The organism is Bifidobacterium sp., from assembly GCF_022647885.1.
Classification (GTDB): domain Bacteria; phylum Actinomycetota; class Actinomycetes; order Actinomycetales; family Bifidobacteriaceae; genus Bombiscardovia.
Genome location: NZ_JALCLM010000001.1, coordinates 1,166,244 through 1,182,277 on the forward strand (window position 1 = coordinate 1,166,244; position 16,034 = coordinate 1,182,277).

12 protein-coding genes and 1 pseudogene are annotated in these 16,034 nt (G+C 48.8%); 9 read left to right on the forward strand and 4 right to left on the reverse strand.

Translation table 11 applies throughout. From position 1 onward, the window contains the following. Positions 1-49: 49 nt before the first annotated feature. A complete protein-coding gene (locus tag LKI20_RS05045) occupies positions 50-763 on the reverse strand; it encodes a uracil-DNA glycosylase (RefSeq protein WP_291771078.1) in 714 nt (237 codons plus the stop codon). 129 nt (positions 764-892) lie between these two features. On the opposite strand from LKI20_RS05045, the gene LKI20_RS05050 reads away from it, so the two are divergent. The 3 genes from LKI20_RS05050 to groL all read left to right on the forward strand — a co-directional run bounded on the left by LKI20_RS05050 (position 893) and on the right by groL (position 4,191). Further along, positions 893-1,567 carry a LytR C-terminal domain-containing protein gene (locus tag LKI20_RS05050; RefSeq protein WP_291771081.1) on the forward strand — a complete coding sequence of 225 codons (675 nt, stop codon included), beginning with the start codon at positions 893-895 and terminating at the stop codon, positions 1,565-1,567. Between the two features lie 112 nt (positions 1,568-1,679). Beyond that, complete coding sequence (locus LKI20_RS05055) at positions 1,680-1,883, forward strand: cold-shock protein (protein ID WP_033496639.1); 204 nt, start codon at positions 1,680-1,682, stop codon at positions 1,881-1,883. A 691-nt stretch (positions 1,884-2,574) separates the two neighbouring features. Continuing rightward, the gene (groL, locus tag LKI20_RS05060; RefSeq protein ID WP_291771085.1) at positions 2,575-4,191 is read left to right on the forward strand and encodes a chaperonin GroEL; all 1,617 of its coding nucleotides are present in this window, start codon (positions 2,575-2,577) and stop codon (positions 4,189-4,191) included. Between the two features lie 184 nt (positions 4,192-4,375). Here groL and LKI20_RS05065 read toward each other — a convergent pair whose 3' ends face one another. Next, positions 4,376-4,666: a WXG100 family type VII secretion target gene (locus tag LKI20_RS05065; protein WP_291771089.1), complete on the reverse strand. Its 291-nt coding sequence runs from the start codon at positions 4,664-4,666 to the stop codon at positions 4,376-4,378. Between the two features lie 164 nt (positions 4,667-4,830). Between LKI20_RS05065 and LKI20_RS05070 the strand changes: the two genes are divergently transcribed. The 5 genes from LKI20_RS05070 (at position 4,831) to LKI20_RS05090 (ending at position 10,749) form a co-directional block, all read left to right on the forward strand. Then, positions 4,831-5,907, forward strand: a complete 1,077-nt coding sequence (locus tag LKI20_RS05070) for a TPM domain-containing protein (RefSeq protein ID WP_291771092.1) — start codon at positions 4,831-4,833, stop codon at positions 5,905-5,907. 148 nt (positions 5,908-6,055) lie between these two features. Next, a complete protein-coding gene (locus LKI20_RS05075) occupies positions 6,056-6,802 on the forward strand; it encodes a response regulator transcription factor (RefSeq protein WP_291771095.1) in 747 nt (248 codons plus the stop codon). Between the two features lie 98 nt (positions 6,803-6,900). Further along, on the forward strand, positions 6,901-8,931 hold the full coding sequence (locus LKI20_RS05080) for a sensor histidine kinase (RefSeq protein ID WP_291773370.1): 2,031 nt from the start codon (positions 6,901-6,903) through the stop codon (positions 8,929-8,931). A gap of 193 nt (positions 8,932-9,124) precedes the next feature. Beyond that, on the forward strand, positions 9,125-9,514 hold the full coding sequence (locus LKI20_RS05085) for a cold-shock protein (protein WP_291771098.1): 390 nt from the start codon (positions 9,125-9,127) through the stop codon (positions 9,512-9,514). A gap of 47 nt (positions 9,515-9,561) precedes the next feature. Continuing rightward, positions 9,562-10,749: a DUF3027 domain-containing protein gene (locus LKI20_RS05090; protein ID WP_291771100.1), complete on the forward strand. Its 1,188-nt coding sequence runs from the start codon at positions 9,562-9,564 to the stop codon at positions 10,747-10,749. Positions 10,750-10,762: 13 nt separating this feature from the next. On the opposite strand, the gene LKI20_RS05095 is transcribed toward LKI20_RS05090, so the two are convergent. Then, on the reverse strand, positions 10,763-11,770 hold the full coding sequence (locus LKI20_RS05095) for a universal stress protein (protein WP_291771102.1): 1,008 nt from the start codon (positions 11,768-11,770) through the stop codon (positions 10,763-10,765). Positions 11,771-11,909: 139 nt separating this feature from the next. Between LKI20_RS05095 and LKI20_RS05100 the strand changes: the two are divergent. Continuing rightward, positions 11,910-14,508: pseudogene (locus LKI20_RS05100) on the forward strand (ATP-dependent Clp protease ATP-binding subunit). 223 nt (positions 14,509-14,731) lie between these two features. On the opposite strand, the gene LKI20_RS05105 reads toward LKI20_RS05100, so the two are convergent. Next, positions 14,732-16,021: an MFS transporter gene (locus tag LKI20_RS05105; RefSeq protein WP_291771105.1), complete on the reverse strand. Its 1,290-nt coding sequence runs from the start codon at positions 16,019-16,021 to the stop codon at positions 14,732-14,734. Between the last annotated feature and the right edge of the window lie 13 nt (positions 16,022-16,034).

Genomic DNA, 16,034 nt, shown 5'->3' on the forward strand with positions numbered 1-16,034 from the left:
ACTGTAACTGCTGTTTCTGACCACTGACTAATTTATGCTATTGGGTCCCTTAACGCAGACTCCAATCAACAGGTTCTGCTCCTTGTGCCACTAGTGCAGCGTTTGCTTGTGAAAAAGGGTGCGAACCGAAAAAACCATAGCGTGCGGACAGCGGGCTCGGATGAGCAGAGGTGATGATTGTAGCGTTCGTCAGTAAAGGAGCGATACTCTGGGCTTGCCGTCCCCAGAGAATTGCAACTAAGGGTTTGATATGACCATGTTCATCCGTGCGGTTATTGAGTGCGGTAATAGCTGCATCAGTGATGTGTTCCCAGCCTTTGCCTCGATGACTTCCAGGCGCTCCGACTGCCACGGTGAGACATCTGTTGAGTAACATCACCCCCTGTTTTGTCCAAGGAGTGAGATCGCCGTTGGTTGGTTGAGGTACGTGTACATCGTCAACAAGCTCTTTGTAGATATTCCGCAGACTTCCAGGAAGGGGCTTTACCGCTGGGTCAACACAAAAGCTGAGTCCAACTGGATGTCCTGGTGTGGGGTAAGGGTCTTGGCCGACAATTAATACTTTGATGTCGTCAAAAGGAATGGTAAACGCTCTTAAAATATTTTTGCTGGCAGGAAGATATTGCCTACCTTGTGCATGTTCCTCTCGTAAGAAAGATCCCATGCGGTGAATATCATCTTCGACTCCACTTAAGGCTTGCGCCCAACCTGCATCAACGAGTTCAGAAAGTGCTTTGGGATGGGTGCCATTGGTCTCTGTCATGCTTTCCACAGTAGTATGTGCGTAGGAATGTAGTGAGTATGGGCAGTGTGCGCATCTGTATGTGAGTTGTATGTGAGTAGTTGACCTGATATCCCATTACACTCATGTGTAGCCGAATGAGGAGATTTAATGACACAACAGCGCAACGCGGGCGACGCACACGAAACGTATACGCCTGACGAATTTGATAATCCTCCAGCAGGACCAGTCGGTGTTCATAGGGGACCGCGCTCACTAGCTGTTAGGGTAGTGCCCTACATAGTGGTTCTCGTCGTTGCAGTGCTGCTGGGTTTTGCGGCTTGGTTGATGTTCTCAGGAAGCCTCAACAATATCCGCTTCCCGTGGACTGCATCGCAGAGTTCGCAAACATCGAGCACTTCAGCGAGCGCGAGTGATTCATCTAGCAGTGCCACTGCATCAGATTCGTCCTCAGCAAGCGACTCCACAAGTTCGTCAGCTGCTGCTTCCTCAGCTGCATCTTCTAGCAGTGCAAGTTCGTCACCTTCGACTTCAACCTCAACGACTGCTTCTCAAACTGTTAACAAAGCGACCAGTGTAAGGGTTATCAACGGCACTGGTACTAGCGGTTATGCTGCTACTAAAAAAGCAGTGTTGACACAGGCAGGCTACAGCAATGTGGTTGCTGACAATCCCACGGGGACTTTACCGTCGGCGAGTGTGGTGTGGTATCAAAACGAGACCGATAAAGCTACAGCAGAGAATATAGCCAGCACTTTGGGAATTTCGACAGTTTCACAAATATCGAATATCTCTGCACCAGTCGTCGTAGTTTTGATGAATTAGTGTTTTTTCGGCGTTTCCTGTTAAATCTCGCTTACAATGATTAAGCCGACCGGTAAGAAGCGGTGAGTTTCGCCTCTGCCGTGAAGCGGCACATTTTCTAAGGAAGTTAGTTATGGCACAAGGCACTGTGAAATTCTTCAGCGCTGGCAAGGGTTATGGTTTCATCAACCCCGATGACGGTGGCGAGGACGTATTCGTTCACTTCTCCGCTATCCAGTCAGATGGATTCAAATCTCTTGATGAGGGCGATAAGGTCGAGTACGAGGTAGAGCAAGGGGCCAAGGGTCTCCAAGCAACAAAGGTCTCCAAGATCTGAGATTCCTCGGGCATCGTCCTGATCAAGGCTTCGGGCATAGTCCGGGGCCTTTTTTCATGCCCATTGTCAAGTTCTAACCGTGCACGTTTGAACTGTGAAGGTTGTAACTGTGCATATTTTTTGAAGAGTGTAGGTTTCAAACTGTCGAGATTTGAACTGTAAAGATTTGAACGACTGGTTCTGGGCTGTCAAGCGCATTGCAACGGTGCAATATGTCGCATTTGGGGTCGAATTCATAGCTTAAGAGCCTTAATAGTCGTTTGTGTAGGGATTTTTGGTGATACACGCAGTAGAAGCAATATGAAAACGCCTGAATTGCAGGCAAAAGCAAATTTATTAAAACAGATACCCCGATTAATCCCTACACAAACGCAGCTTTCTCTCTGTATTAGGGGATTTTCGTCCACAGTAATGTCGCATTCCCGTGTTGTGGAGACTGCGTATCAAGTATTGCGTCGTAGTGAATGCAAATTTTGATTCAAAAGTTCATTGGGGATCTCCAAGCGGGTGCGGAAGATTATTTTTCGCTCGGAATGATGTTCGCAGCACGCGAAGTTGGCACTCGAGCCGGCAGAGTGCTAATCTCACTGTTAGCACTCAAGGAGTGAGAGTGATAATCAGGCAGCTGACGGTTTGGTTATTCTTTTGACTTGGGTGGGCACGTATACCTCAAGCCATTATGGAGGAAACAATGGCAAAGATTATTGCTTATGACGAGGAAGCTCGTCAAGGAATGCTTGCGGGTCTTGATAAACTCGCAGATACCGTAAAAGTCACTTTGGGACCCAAGGGTCGCAATGTAGTTCTTGACAAAACTTATGGTGCTCCAACAATCACCAACGATGGTGTTTCCATCGCTAAGGAGATTGACCTCGAAGATCCATACGAGCGCATCGGTGCAGAGCTTGTCAAGGAAGTTGCTAAGAAGACTGATGATGTCGCAGGCGACGGTACCACAACTGCTACCGTTCTGGCACAGTCCCTCGTTCACGAAGGTCTGAAGAATGTTACTGCTGGTTCCAACCCTATCGCGCTTCGTCGCGGTATCGAAAAGGCCGCAAACACCATCGTCAAGGAACTGATTGCAGCTGCTAAGGACGTTGAAACCAAAGATCAGATTGCTGCTACTGCAACAATTTCTGCTGCTGACCCAGAGGTTGGCGAGAAGATTGCAGAGGCACTCGATAAGGTTGGACAAGACGGTGTTGTAACCGTTGAGGACAACAATCGCTTCGGTCTGGACCTTGAGTTCACCGAAGGTATGCGTTTCGATAAGGGCTACATTGCACCTTACTTCGTAACGAATGCTGACGAGCAGACTGCTGTACTGGATGATCCTTATATCCTGCTCACATCTGGTAAGCTTTCCAGCCAACAGGATGTCGTTCATATTGCAGAGCTGGTAATGAAGACCAGCAAGCCGCTGCTGATTATTGCTGAAGATGTTGACGGAGAAGCTCTCCCAACCTTGATTCTTAACAAGATTCGTGGCACTTTCAACTCATGTGCAGTCAAGGCCCCAGGCTTCGGTGATCGTCGTAAGGCGATGCTGCAAGATATGGCAATTCTTACGGGTGCACAAGTTGTATCCGATGAGCTTGGTCTCAAGCTTGAGTCCATCGATACCAGCGTGCTTGGTACTGCCAAGAAGGTTATCGTTTCCAAGGATGAAACTACTATCGTTTCCGGTGGTGGCTCCAAGGACGAGGTTGCGGCTCGCGTTTCCCAGATTCGCGCAGAAATCGATAACACCGATTCTGATTATGACCGTGAGAAGCTGCAAGAGCGACTGGCTAAGCTTGCCGGCGGCGTTGCCGTTATCAAGGTTGGCGCAGCAACTGAGGTTGAGGCCAAGGAACGTAAGCACCGCATCGAAGATGCTGTTCGCAATGCGAAGGCAGCTATCGAGGAAGGTTTGCTTCCAGGAGGCGGCGTAGCGCTGATCCAGGCTTCTGCCAAGGCAGAGAAAACTGTTGATCTCGAAGGTGACGAAGCTACAGGTGCAGCTATTGTCTTCCGCGCAATCGAAGCTCCTATCAAGCAGATTGCTCAGAATTCAGGGCTCTCCGGCGACGTAGTCATTGACAAGGTCCGTTCACTTCCTGACGGCCAGGGCTTTAACGCTGCAACCAACGAATATGTTGATTTGCTCGCAGCAGGAGTTGCAGATCCAGTGAAGGTCACCCGTTCCGCTCTGCAGAATGCGGCTTCGATTGCAGGTCTGTTCCTTACTACCGAGGCGGTAGTAGCGAATAAGCCAGAACCACCGGCAGCAGCTGCTCCAGCGGCTCCTGACATGGGTTACTGATTTGCAGTATTGATTCGCTTTACGCGTATCAGTCGTAGATTACAGTGCGGCATCCCAGAAGGGGTGCCGCACTGTTTGTATTACAAGCTTCATTGTTATACCCGTTGTGCATGGCTGTACTGTTGCTTCGATAATGTGACAACTAGACACACCACTGGTGCATAGTTATGACGCCAAGTATCTACTAATTCACGAACAACATTGTCGCTTGACTCTCTGCTTCCTCGTAGAGCGATGATGCCTGTGTGAGGGCGCGTTGGATAGCTTCGAGAGATTGTTCCATCTGAATTTGCGCGTTTCTCCACTGTTGCGAGATTTGGGTGAATTGCGTGGCTGCAGAACCGGTCCAAATGCCTTCAAGCCCTTGTAAATTGCCATACATGCCATGTACAGAATCACGTATCGCCTCAATGGAATGCTGCACTGCTGCACTTGAGGTCCTGATTTGTTCTGAATCAACTTGAAAATTAGTCATTGTTACATCCTTATTGTTGTTATGTTATAAAATGCTGAACTCATATAATTCAGCCACGATGCTGAGGCAACCGCTAAGGTGGAGAATATGGCACGTTGGGATTCTTTACACAGAGCGACCGTTACTGTGGACGAATGTGCCACTGAATCATCTAAGGGGGATTAATGGAGGACGAGCGCAGCTGTGTCGGAGCGGTATCTCGATTGCTTCATAAACAACAAAGCCGTATGTCACACAGCTCTTTGTTAGCTGTCGTACTCTTGATGTTGTTCCTCATCACTTCGTTTACAGCACTACAAGCACCGTTAGCCGTTGCAGATGAGAGTCCTTCAGCAAGTACTTCAACAACTAGCTCTGCTACGCCGTCAGCATCAGCTTCACAGAGTGCCAGTACTGGTGGCATGACAGTCACTGATTCCATCACTGATACACAGAATCTGCTCGGTTCCCAGGCAAGTCTGGTGAACGACACCATTGTCAAGACAAAAAGTGAGACTGGCGTAACAGTACGGTTACTGTATTTGTCCACATTTTCTGGCAACAGTAATCCCGAAAAATGGACTAGTGCAGTGTTAGAGTCGACTGATCCTCCCGCTAACACCGTGTTGTTGGCTGTTGCCTCGCAAGATGGGAATTTGGTAGTTGCTGTTTCAGGGAATTCTGACGACTGGCTCAAACAACAATCAACTGTGGACGAATTGTCGGATGCTGCGTGGAAGCCGATTACAGAGGGTGATACGCCAGATTGGGCAAAATCTGCGATTAATATGATGTCGTCAATTACTCAGATTGAACAGACTTCGACAACCACCACGACACAGCATGTTGGTATTTCGGTGTTTATAGCGGTTCTCGTACTCTTACTTATCGCGGCAGTAGTTATGTTCGTATTCCATCAGCGTAAGAAGAAACTGGGTAATAACACCTCACGTGCTGATCGTCATACCCGACATCAGCGTGAAAGACATGAAGCCGCCACATCGCAAGATCAAGAGCATTCAAGTGATGAACAAAGCTCACGGAGACAATCATCCCGAAGGTCAATGGCAACAAAACGCACTCGCAAAGGGCATAATAACCGCAGAGCTACTCGACGTTCGGATCACGAGAGCCTTGTTGACGATGCTTCCTCACAACAGCATCAAGCCTCTACGCATCCAGATTCTGATTCTTCAAGCGAAGATCATCAAGAACAGTCTGAGACGACCAGTAGGGCAAAAACTAGGAAAACTCATAGGTAAAGGCGTCAATATCTCATTCATCGAAATGAGCGAAGTGCTGATTCTAGTGATGAACACAGTATCCAAGAAGAGCGAGAGCCAAAAAATTCCAACAACAATTCAGATGGTATTCAGGAAACCTCCAGCCAATAGCGTCAAGCTATAAGACATGACTAAGCAAATAGAAGCATCGATTGTAGTTGTGGATGATGAGCCATCAATTCGAGAATTGTTGGTTGCTTCCTTGCATTTCTCAGGATTTGAGGTCAATGCTGCCGCGTCGGGTTCCCAGGCCATTGAAGTAATTGAAAAAGTGCAGCCAGACCTCATCGTGTTAGATGTGATGCTCCCAGACATCGATGGTTTCACTGTCACGCGCCGTATCCGTCAGGAGGGTATCGACGCACCCGTACTATTTCTCACCGCTAGAGATGATACCCAGGATAAAGTTATGGGTTTGACTGTTGGTGGCGATGATTATGTGACTAAGCCATTCAGCCTTGAAGAGGTGGTGGCTCGTATTAGAGCAATACTGCGTAGAACGCGTGAGCAGGTTGAAGATGACCCAATTATTCGTGTTGGTGACCTTGAGATTAATGAGGATTCACATGACGTTTCACGTTCCGGACAACCTATAGATCTAAGTCCAACCGAATACAAATTGCTTCGTTACCTCATGGATAATGAGGGACGCGTATTGAGTAAAGCTCAAATTCTTGATCATGTTTGGCAATATGATTGGGGTGGCGATGCGGCCATAGTGGAATCATATATTTCCTATTTGCGTAAGAAAGTTGACGGCATAGAAACCACAGATGGACAAGGTGCTAGCCATAAGGTTGTGCCTCTGATCCAAACCAAACGTGGTATTGGTTACATGATTCGTGAGCCAAAGACTGTCTCGGGCGTACAGTGAACAAGCAACTGCATGGCTCATCAGCAAGCCCTGATGAGCCCACAGCAAACAAGAAGACCAATGCTTTTCGGCACCGATTTGATCGACTGCGCGCACCAATGATGCGGCAAATGGATTCTGTGCCGTTGAGTACCAAACTGGTCGCTTGCATGCTTGTGGTTCTAGTGATGGGTACATTAGGCATTACCTTCGCCATACGTTACCTTGTTGGTGGATACTTGTTAGATAAAACTGATCAGCAGTTAACTAGGCAAGCTTCATTGATTTTTAATAACATCCGTCAGTTAAGTCAGGAAGATAATGGCAAGGGTGGAGTAGGGCCAACTGATTATTTTCTTCAAATACGCGATGCAAAATATCAGATAATGACCACAGCGCTGACACCTTCACTGTCTTCGGGTGTAACCTCTGCGCCGGTACTTCCGCCCTCAGGCTCTATGGGAAGTGTGCAGATCGGCCAACCTTTTACTACAACCGCTTCTGTGAGCCAAGATCAGAATCAGATCGATAGCACAACATTGAAGATGGCTCAGGCTCCTTGGCGAGTAGTGGCTTTGGAATGGGAAATTCAGGGTCAGGGGAGTGGGCAGGATGCGTCTCATGGCGTGCTCTTTATTGGCTTATCGTTGAGCGACCAACTTGACACCACTGAGACCCTGACAAAGTACAGCATCATCGTAGGCATAGGTATTGTGTTGCTCGGAGCTTTGCTGGCGATGCTGACTATACAGCGCACGCTGCTTCCTCTGAAACGTATTGAAAAAACAGCCGCACAAATAGCAGCTGGTGATCTGTCTCAGCGTATTCCACCGGCACCAGATAATACCGAGGTTGGTTCGTTGTCTTCTTCTCTTAATGCGATGTTGGCACGTATTGAGCAGAGTTTTGATGAGCAGACCGAAACTACAGAGAAGATGAAGCGCTTCGTATCGGATGCCAGTCATGAGTTGCGCACCCCTCTGGCTGCCATACACGGATATGCGGAGCTCTTCAAGATGCAACGTGATTATCCAGGAGCCTTAGAGCGCGCAGACGAATCGATACAACACATTGAAGCATCCAGTACTCGCATGGCGATTCTTGTGGAGGATTTGCTCTCATTGGCAAGGCTTGACGAGGGGCGAGGAATAGATATCCATCAAGAGGTCAAATTGACTTCTGTGGTTAACGATGCTGTCGATGATCTGCATGCTCTCGATCCAAGCAGAAATATCGCTTTCGGTTCTTTGAGCATTCATGGCGAGGTTAAAGCTGACAATGTCGCTGGCCTGGCAGCATTAAACCGCAAGAGCACAGTAGTTCCATCAACGTTTGCTGCTTCTTTTGGACAATCCAAAAGTGAACCTTCATTTGCGTTTAAACCAGGTATAGTGCCAGAGGTAACAATCCCTGGTGATCCTTCACGGCTTCGTCAAGTCGTGACCAATATCGTGGGAAACATTCATCGATACACACCCACTGATTCACCAGTACAGGTTGGATTGGGCATCATGACTGCTTCAATAAGTGCCACAGCACTGTCTCGTTTGCCTTCAACAGCCGCGTCTCTCGCAAGATTCATCGAAGCAGCTGAGGTTGGTCAAGCCAACAACATGGGCACGCGATATGCAGTAGTCCAATTTTCCGACCATGGTCCAGGAGTTCCAGAACAATCGCTTCCTCAGCTTTTTGAGCGTTTTTATACAGCGGATCCCTCGAGAGCTCGTGAAAAAGGCGGTACTGGATTAGGTTTGGCTATAGCGCTGTCTGTAGTGAAAGCACATCATGGTCTGATTTGTGCAACCCAAACACAGGGTGGCGGTCTAACGTTTACTGTTATTTTGCCTTTGTTGAGCAAAGCAGCAGACAAGGAACAGAATGCACCATCACCAGCAGCGACGACTAAGCAACATAGCAGTAGAAAGAGCAAACAGAGCAATAAACACAATAAAACAGTGCATAAGTCTTCAGCAGATGTGACAACGCCAGTAGCAGATACAGAAGGAAATGGTTCAACCAAAGCCACGACGCAGCAGAACGGATTTTCCGCTCCTCAGCAGGGCGGGGCAACGAGTCGTTCAGTAGAGCAGGGCTCTGAGTCGCTAAGTACTACTGCACAGAACCTTGCCAATGAACACCATCAGCTGTGAGCTCTTGGAGTGCGTAGACCTTGAGTTGTATCGTATGGTGAATTAGTGCAACTTCGCCAATGAATCGGGGTAGTAAAAAAGTTGACCCTTAAGAGAAATACAGGGCGGCTGAGGTTGCGCTAGACTTGGTATTCGGTTTCTTATGAAGCCACACGTGTGAGCGTGCCGATTTACGATGCAGTGAGGAGCAGATATGCCCAGCGGGAAAGTGCGTTGGTTCGATGCCGCGAGAGGTTTCGGATTCATTACCGGCGACGACGGTGAGGATGTATTTCTTCCCTCAAGTGCGTTGCCTGCAGGCGTATCTACATTGCGCAAGGGCGCTAAGGTCGAATTCTCCGTTGCAGAAGGAAGAAAGGGTCCGCAGGCGCTCGGCTTAACTCTAGTTGGCCCCGCTCCATCGGTGGTTAAGGCCACTAGACCCAAGCCTGACGATATGGTCGCAATTGTAGAGGATCTCATCAAATTGCTGGACTCTGCAGGCAATGGCCTGCGTAGACACCATTACCCGTCACCGTCTGATTCAAGGAAACTAGCAACAGTGTTGCGAGCAGTTGCTGATAACTTCGACGTTCAGGATTAATCATCCGAACAGTCGTTAATCAACCGTCGCCATCGAAGGTGCTCTAGATGTCTGAAAAACTATCCGATCCACAGGAGCTTGCCAAATCGGTGGCTCTCGAAGTTGCTGCCACTGCAGAAGAAGTCGGTGATTTTGTCACCGCTCTCGATGAAGAAAACAACATCACCGACTTCCGCTTTGTTTCGCATGTTCGCGGTTACGAGAATTGGCAATGGTCAGTGACGCTGTTCCACGATGTCGAGTTCGATAAATGGACCGTTAATGAGTCGTCACTAATTCCCGCCCAAGGTGCCTTGCTACCTCCGGCATGGATTCCTTGGAAAGATCGCCTGTTACCCGAAGACCTCTCTGTTACAGATGCGATGGGTACTGAGGCTGATGATCCTCGAATTGAGCCTGGAATCGATGTGCAAGAGCTGAGGCGTGCTGAACAGCACGCGAACGCTGAGTCTGAAACACCGTCAGACGATATCACTCAGGAGGAATCGAGCGATACTGATTCCCAAAGCGACAGCAGTAATCCAGACTCTGCTGAATATGCGCGTAATGCCGAAGATTTTGCCGATGCTGCAATAGCTTTTCATCTCACCCGAAATCATGTGATGACTGCTGAAGGCAGAGCAGAAACTGCTAAACGCTGGTATGCAGGTCAGCATGGACCTAAGTCATTATCAACCAAAACAGCTGATGGTTTGACTTGTGAGGAATGCGGATTTTTAATTCCTCTGCAGGGGGAGCTGGGTCGTTTATTTGGAGTATGTGCTAACAAGTGGAGTCCGGACGATGGCAAGGTAGTCTCTTTAGACCACGGATGTGGTGAACATTCAGAAATCGAGGCCGCTGAAGGTAGCCAACTTTGGGTGCAATCAGAGCCTGCGTACGATGATCTCCATATCGATGTGGAACGGCATCGCACCATCAAGACAGTAGATATGGATAATCTGTCTTCACAGTCCTCTGAACCAGCTTCAGATGCGGAACTCCCTGAGGTAGAGATTCTCGAATCGCAACAAATTAGCGCTGAGGAATCGTCGATGCCAGCAGAGGAAGCTGATGTCGAAGATCAGGATGACGCAGCTGCTGAGCGCGACACAGCTGGCAAAAAAGTCGTACGTCGCCGTCGCAAGACCACAAGTTCAACAACTGAAGCCACGAAAAAACATTCCAACACGCGTAAGCGCAAGGCTGCAAGGGATGACAATCCCGTGCAGAACGAGGTAACAGCTGACAAGTAAGTGCCTGTTGGCCTCAACGCACTATGGTAACTGTGCACTCAGTCATAGTGAGCATTTGCTTACTGACAGAACCTAAGAAATGTGCGTCCAACCCTGATAGCCCTCGAGAACCCACAATAATCCACGAGACATACTGCGAGACATTGATAAGGCCCTTAGCAGCAGAGATATGGAATGCATGGGAATGCACATTCACGTGGGAAGGGATATCGACCTTACTGAGGATGTCATGGAGCGTTGCCTCCGCAGTTTGTTGCCCAACTTCGATAGGCGCTATTGCATTCTCGTAACCTTGTATAGTGCCTAAATCCTTGAGTTGCCAGCAATACAACACATGTAGCTCAGCCTTGTGCAAAGCCGCTTCACGGACTGCAAATTGCAATGCAGCAGTAGAGAGTCGGGAACCATCGACCCCGACTGCGATAGATTTTGTTTGAATAGGTATATGTTGTTCGCGTTCTGAGACATCTTCACCGCTGGTGTTAATAGATCCTGTGAATGCCTCTTCAATGTCCTGCTGAACTTGATTCGCGTCATGCTCTGGGAGTCTGACAATGGTTACAGGTACTGTTGCCGCTTCAGCCAACGATGCTGAGGTTGATCCTAAGAACCATCGCGCAACACGACCCAAAGAGCGTCTACCAACTACAATCTGTTGGGCTCGCTGTCCGATTTCGAGCAGCGCTTCGGGCCCTGAGGCTTTGACTGGTGTGAAGCTCAGTGTTGATTTATCGATGGGTATGTCAGCACACTGAGTATTAACCCAATTATTGAGCACTTTGCTAATGCTGGAACGTACAGCGCGCCACTCGCTTTCGCCTTGAGGCTCTGCCCCCACATTCCAGGAGTCAGTCCAACCGAATACCACGTTGACATGCTGCCCGCTAAGAACAGACTCGGAGAGCGCCCAACGTAGTGCGGCGAAGGACTCTTCAGAACCATCAACACCGACAACAATGTCGGCCTCAGCGGTGATGTTTGCATGTCCTTGTCTCGTATAAGTGCCATTTTGCTGTGTCATCGCTGTCACACTCCTAACATGGTTGATATAAACCAGCATAACCGCGAATTTGCGTTCATAGCGCAATAGGGAAACGGCTGTGAATAAACGTCATCGCAAATCTGTAGAGTGAGTGACAGTTTCAAAGGGAAGGACAAGCATGTTCGAACGGTTTACCGACCGTGCGCGGCGCGTCATCGTGCTGGCGCAGGAAGAGGCTCGCGCCCTTCAACACAATTACATTGGTACTGAGCACCTGCTGCTCGGACTGATTCGTGAGGGTGAAGGTGTCGCCGCCAAGGCACTCGAGGCAAAAGGTGTGGAGTTAGATGCCACACGTAAACAAGTCGAGGAAATGATTGGCAAGGGGAACGCTGCTCCAAATGGGCATATTCCCTTTACACCGCATGCCAAGCAAGTGCTCGAGCTCAGTTTGCGTGAAGCCTTACAACTGGGCCATAGCTATATTGGTACCGAGCATATTCTGCTTGGGCTGATTCGTGAGGGTGAAGGTGTTGGAACCCAAGTCCTCATTAAGATGGGTGTGGATCTCGGAGAGCTCCGCACATCAACTATTCGACCTAATTCGTGGTAGTCACGAAGGCTCTGACGCAGCCAAAGCTGATTTGGCGAATGCAGGTAGCGTACAAAACAAGCAAGGACAGACAGGATCTGCCATTCTGGATCAGTTCGGACGCAATCTCACTCAGGAGGCTGCGGAAGGCAAGCTTGATCCAGTTATTGGTCGTAGCAAAGAGATTGAGCGTGTGATGGTAGTGCTATCACGTCGCACAAAGAATAACCCTGTGCTGATTGGTGAGCCTGGTGTAGGTAAAACTGCAGTAGTTGAAGGACTCGCCCAGAAAATTCATGTTGGTGATGTACCTGAGACCTTGAAAGGCAAGCAGGTGTATTCGCTTGACCTTGGTTCTATGGTGGCTGGTTCACGTTACCGTGGTGATTTCGAAGAGCGCTTGAAGAAGGTGCTTAAAGAGATTAAAACTCGCGGTGATATTGTGCTGTTCATTGACGAGATTCACACTATCGTTGGTGCTGGTTCAGCGGACGGTGCACTTGGTGCATCGGATATGCTCAAGCCTATGTTGGCTCGTGGTGAGCTACAAACCATCGGCGCCACAACCACTGAGGAATACCGCAAGTACATTGAGAAGGACGCGGCACTCGAGCGCCGTTTCCAGCCAATTCAGGTTCCTGAGCCGACAGTCGCTGAAACGATTGAGATTCTTAAAGGTCTGCGCGACCGCTATGAGAATCACCATCATGTGACTATTACCGATGGTGCTCTACAGTCTGCAGCAGAACTTTCTGCACGATATATTCAGGATCGTAACTTGCCAGATAAGGCTATCGACTTGATTGATGAGGCTGGAGCTCGTCTGCGCATCAAGCGCTTGACCGCGCCTCCTGAACTTCGTGAGCTTGACGAGAAGATCGCTAAGCTGAGCGAGCAAAAGGATCAGGCTATCAAGGATCAAGACTTCGAGAAGGCTGCTGAATTACGTGACGGCCAAGAGAAGCTTGAAACTGAGCGCAAGGAGAAGGAACAGTCCTGGCGCGAAGGTGAGTCCGACGTGCGCATGGTTGTGGACGAGGATGTTATCGCTGAAGTGATTTCTTCAAGCACTGGCATTCCTGTGTTTAAGCTGACACAGGCGGAGTCTAAGAAACTGCTCAATATGGAAGGTGAGCTGCATAAGCGGATCATTGGCCAGGATGAAGCAGTTAGTGCATTGTCTCGTTCTATTCGCAGAACTCGTGTGGGGCTTAAAGATCCAAAGCGCCCTGCAGGTTCGTTCATCTTTGCAGGACCAACTGGTGTCGGTAAGACTGAACTTGCTAAGACGCTGGCTTCCTTCCTCTTTGATGACGAAGATGCTTTGATTCGTGTTGATATGTCTGAGTTCGCTGAGAAATATGCAGCTTCACGTCTCTTCGGTGCACCCCCAGGGTATGTAGGGTACGAAGAGGGTGGCGAACTGACTGAGAAGGTTCGTCGTAAGCCATTCTCAGTGGTGCTCTTTGATGAGATTGAGAAGGCTCACCCGGATATTTTCAATACGCTCTTGCAGGTGCTTGATGAAGGCCATCTAACCGATGGTCAGGGACGCAAGGTGGACTTCAAGAACACGATTATCATTCTGACGACCAACCTTGGTACTCGGGACATCGCCCGTGCCGCCAACACCGGTTTCAATCTCGGCAACAACACCGAGACCAGCTACCAGCGGATGAAGGATCAAGTCACCAGCGAACTCAAGCAGCAGTTCCGCCCTGAGTTCCTGAACCGTCTTGATGACATCATCGTCTTCCAGCAGCTCAATGAGCAGCAGGTTCGTCAGATTGTTGATTTGGATGTTCAGCAGCTCAACGATCGTTTGTTCGAGCGTCATATGTCACTTGAGCTCAGCGATGCAGCCAAAGATTTGCTTGCACAGAAAGGCTTCGATCCCTTGCTGGGTGCCAGGCCTCTGCGCCGAGTCATTCAACGCGACATCGAGGATGCTATTTCCGAGAAGATTCTCATGGGAGAGCTCGGAGATAACGAGCATGTGTTAGTTGATGCTGAGGGCGAAGGAATACTCGGAGAATTTACCTTTGTCGGTAAACCTTTTGAGCAAGATGCTGATGGGAATACGCCTCAGTTGGTTGGTGCATCCGCAGTGACCTCTACCGACGTGGATTCCACCGATGGTGATAGTGCAGATACCGGTACTGATAATGGAGAGACTGCAGAATAGTTTCTCAATCGGTACATATACCCAAGATGGGCCACGAAATGAAATTTCGTGGCCCATCTTATTCATTGGTGTAGGGATTTTCTTATTACCGGTCAGTATCGTGATTTGAGATCATTGAAATTGCAACGATTCTGATTAGACGGTTGCCCTTGGTACAAGGAAAATCCCTACACAAACGGAAACTCAGGCGAATCCCACATGAATTTACCGTTCACATGCTCCATTATTCGTCTATGAGCTGTTGCTCAGCGGGAATTTGTGCAAGACGTTGCTGCAATCGGCGATCATAGAGACGCGTGGATGGTACAGCGAACATCAACAGGCCGCAAAGCAGCGACCCAATGCCTGAAAGTACAAAAATCCACTCCACACCAAGGGCATCGGCAAGTGGTCCGACAAACAGTAGTCCAACAGGTCCTGCGAGACCTGAAAGCGACATGCAAACGCCAAAAATTCTACCAAGCTCGTCTGGCGGGAACGATTGCTGAATCATTGCCATAGGAAGTGTACTGGGGAAAGCTATAGCCATGCCTGCGAAAGCATTGAGTACCACGAAGAGTATGAATCCTGTCATGGATGCAGGCAATAGACCGCTAAGAGCGAAGGCCACACCTAATACAAGAATCGCAAGAATTGAGGGACGCATACGGTCTTTCCAATTGCCGAATATGCCTATGATTGCACCGCCCACAAGTGAACCGATGGACCATACCATTTCAACTACGCCAGCTTGGAATACTGTTCCTTTGAAGTATTGGAAGGTCATCAAAGGGTACAAGCTTGCAGCAGGCATGAACATCAAGGTAAACAGCGAACTGATAATCAGCATCGACCACAAACCGCGAGCGCTGGCAATACGTTTGAATCCAAATACTGCATCCGCTATAACTCGTGGTTTTTCAACGATATTGCTGAGATTCGAAGGAATACGTATGAAGGCTAAAATGCCGACTGAAAGTACAGCTCCAAGCACATCCATCAGAATCAAGTAGTTGATGGGGATGAATGCATAGAGAAATGCTCCTAAAGCAGGAGAAATGACCATTGTTGCTGACTGCACCATGCCTAGCTGACCATTGATTTTGGTAATTTCTTTGTCGGGCACAATTGTTGGCAAGATAGATTGGATTGTAGGCATCTGGAAAGCCTGAGCTAAGGATCGCACGAAGAGTGAGATGAATACCAGCCATAGCGGGAACGTTGAATTGACCGTGCCTACGACAGACAGCACAATAGCGAATGCTGCTGCAACAAGATCAGGTACGATGAGTAGCGCTTTTTTATTCCAACGGTCAATAAAGGTTCCGACAAATGGGCTGAGCAACACCATAGGAAGCATGGCTAGCAACGTGGCATAGCTTAAAATCGTAGCCGAGCCAGATTCTTGCGTGAGATACCAAATAATGGCATATTGCACAATCATCGAGGTGATACCGGTCATGAACTGGCTGAACAGAAACAGATAACTATTGCGTCGCCAATTGGACATCTGCTGAAGTGATGCCTGAGCCATAAGAAGCCTTAGT

Excerpts from the sequence above, each read along its gene's own strand:
- LKI20_RS05045 (WP_291771078.1), bottom strand. The coding sequence starts at position 763 with ATGACAGAGACCAATGGCACCCATCCCAAAGCACTTTCTGAACTCGTT.
- LKI20_RS05050 (WP_291771081.1), top strand. The coding sequence starts at position 893 with ATGACACAACAGCGCAACGCGGGCGACGCACACGAAACGTATACGCCT.
- LKI20_RS05055 (WP_033496639.1), top strand. The coding sequence starts at position 1,680 with ATGGCACAAGGCACTGTGAAATTCTTCAGCGCTGGCAAGGGTTATGGT.
- groL (WP_291771085.1), top strand. The coding sequence starts at position 2,575 with ATGGCAAAGATTATTGCTTATGACGAGGAAGCTCGTCAAGGAATGCTT.
- LKI20_RS05065 (WP_291771089.1), bottom strand. The coding sequence starts at position 4,666 with ATGACTAATTTTCAAGTTGATTCAGAACAAATCAGGACCTCAAGTGCA.
- LKI20_RS05070 (WP_291771092.1), top strand. The coding sequence starts at position 4,831 with ATGGAGGACGAGCGCAGCTGTGTCGGAGCGGTATCTCGATTGCTTCAT.
- LKI20_RS05075 (WP_291771095.1), top strand. The coding sequence starts at position 6,056 with ATGACTAAGCAAATAGAAGCATCGATTGTAGTTGTGGATGATGAGCCA.
- LKI20_RS05080 (WP_291773370.1), top strand. The coding sequence starts at position 6,901 with ATGATGCGGCAAATGGATTCTGTGCCGTTGAGTACCAAACTGGTCGCT.
- LKI20_RS05085 (WP_291771098.1), top strand. The coding sequence starts at position 9,125 with ATGCCCAGCGGGAAAGTGCGTTGGTTCGATGCCGCGAGAGGTTTCGGA.
- LKI20_RS05090 (WP_291771100.1), top strand. The coding sequence starts at position 9,562 with ATGTCTGAAAAACTATCCGATCCACAGGAGCTTGCCAAATCGGTGGCT.
- LKI20_RS05095 (WP_291771102.1), bottom strand. The coding sequence starts at position 11,770 with ATGACACAGCAAAATGGCACTTATACGAGACAAGGACATGCAAACATC.
- LKI20_RS05105 (WP_291771105.1), bottom strand. The coding sequence starts at position 16,021 with ATGGCTCAGGCATCACTTCAGCAGATGTCCAATTGGCGACGCAATAGT.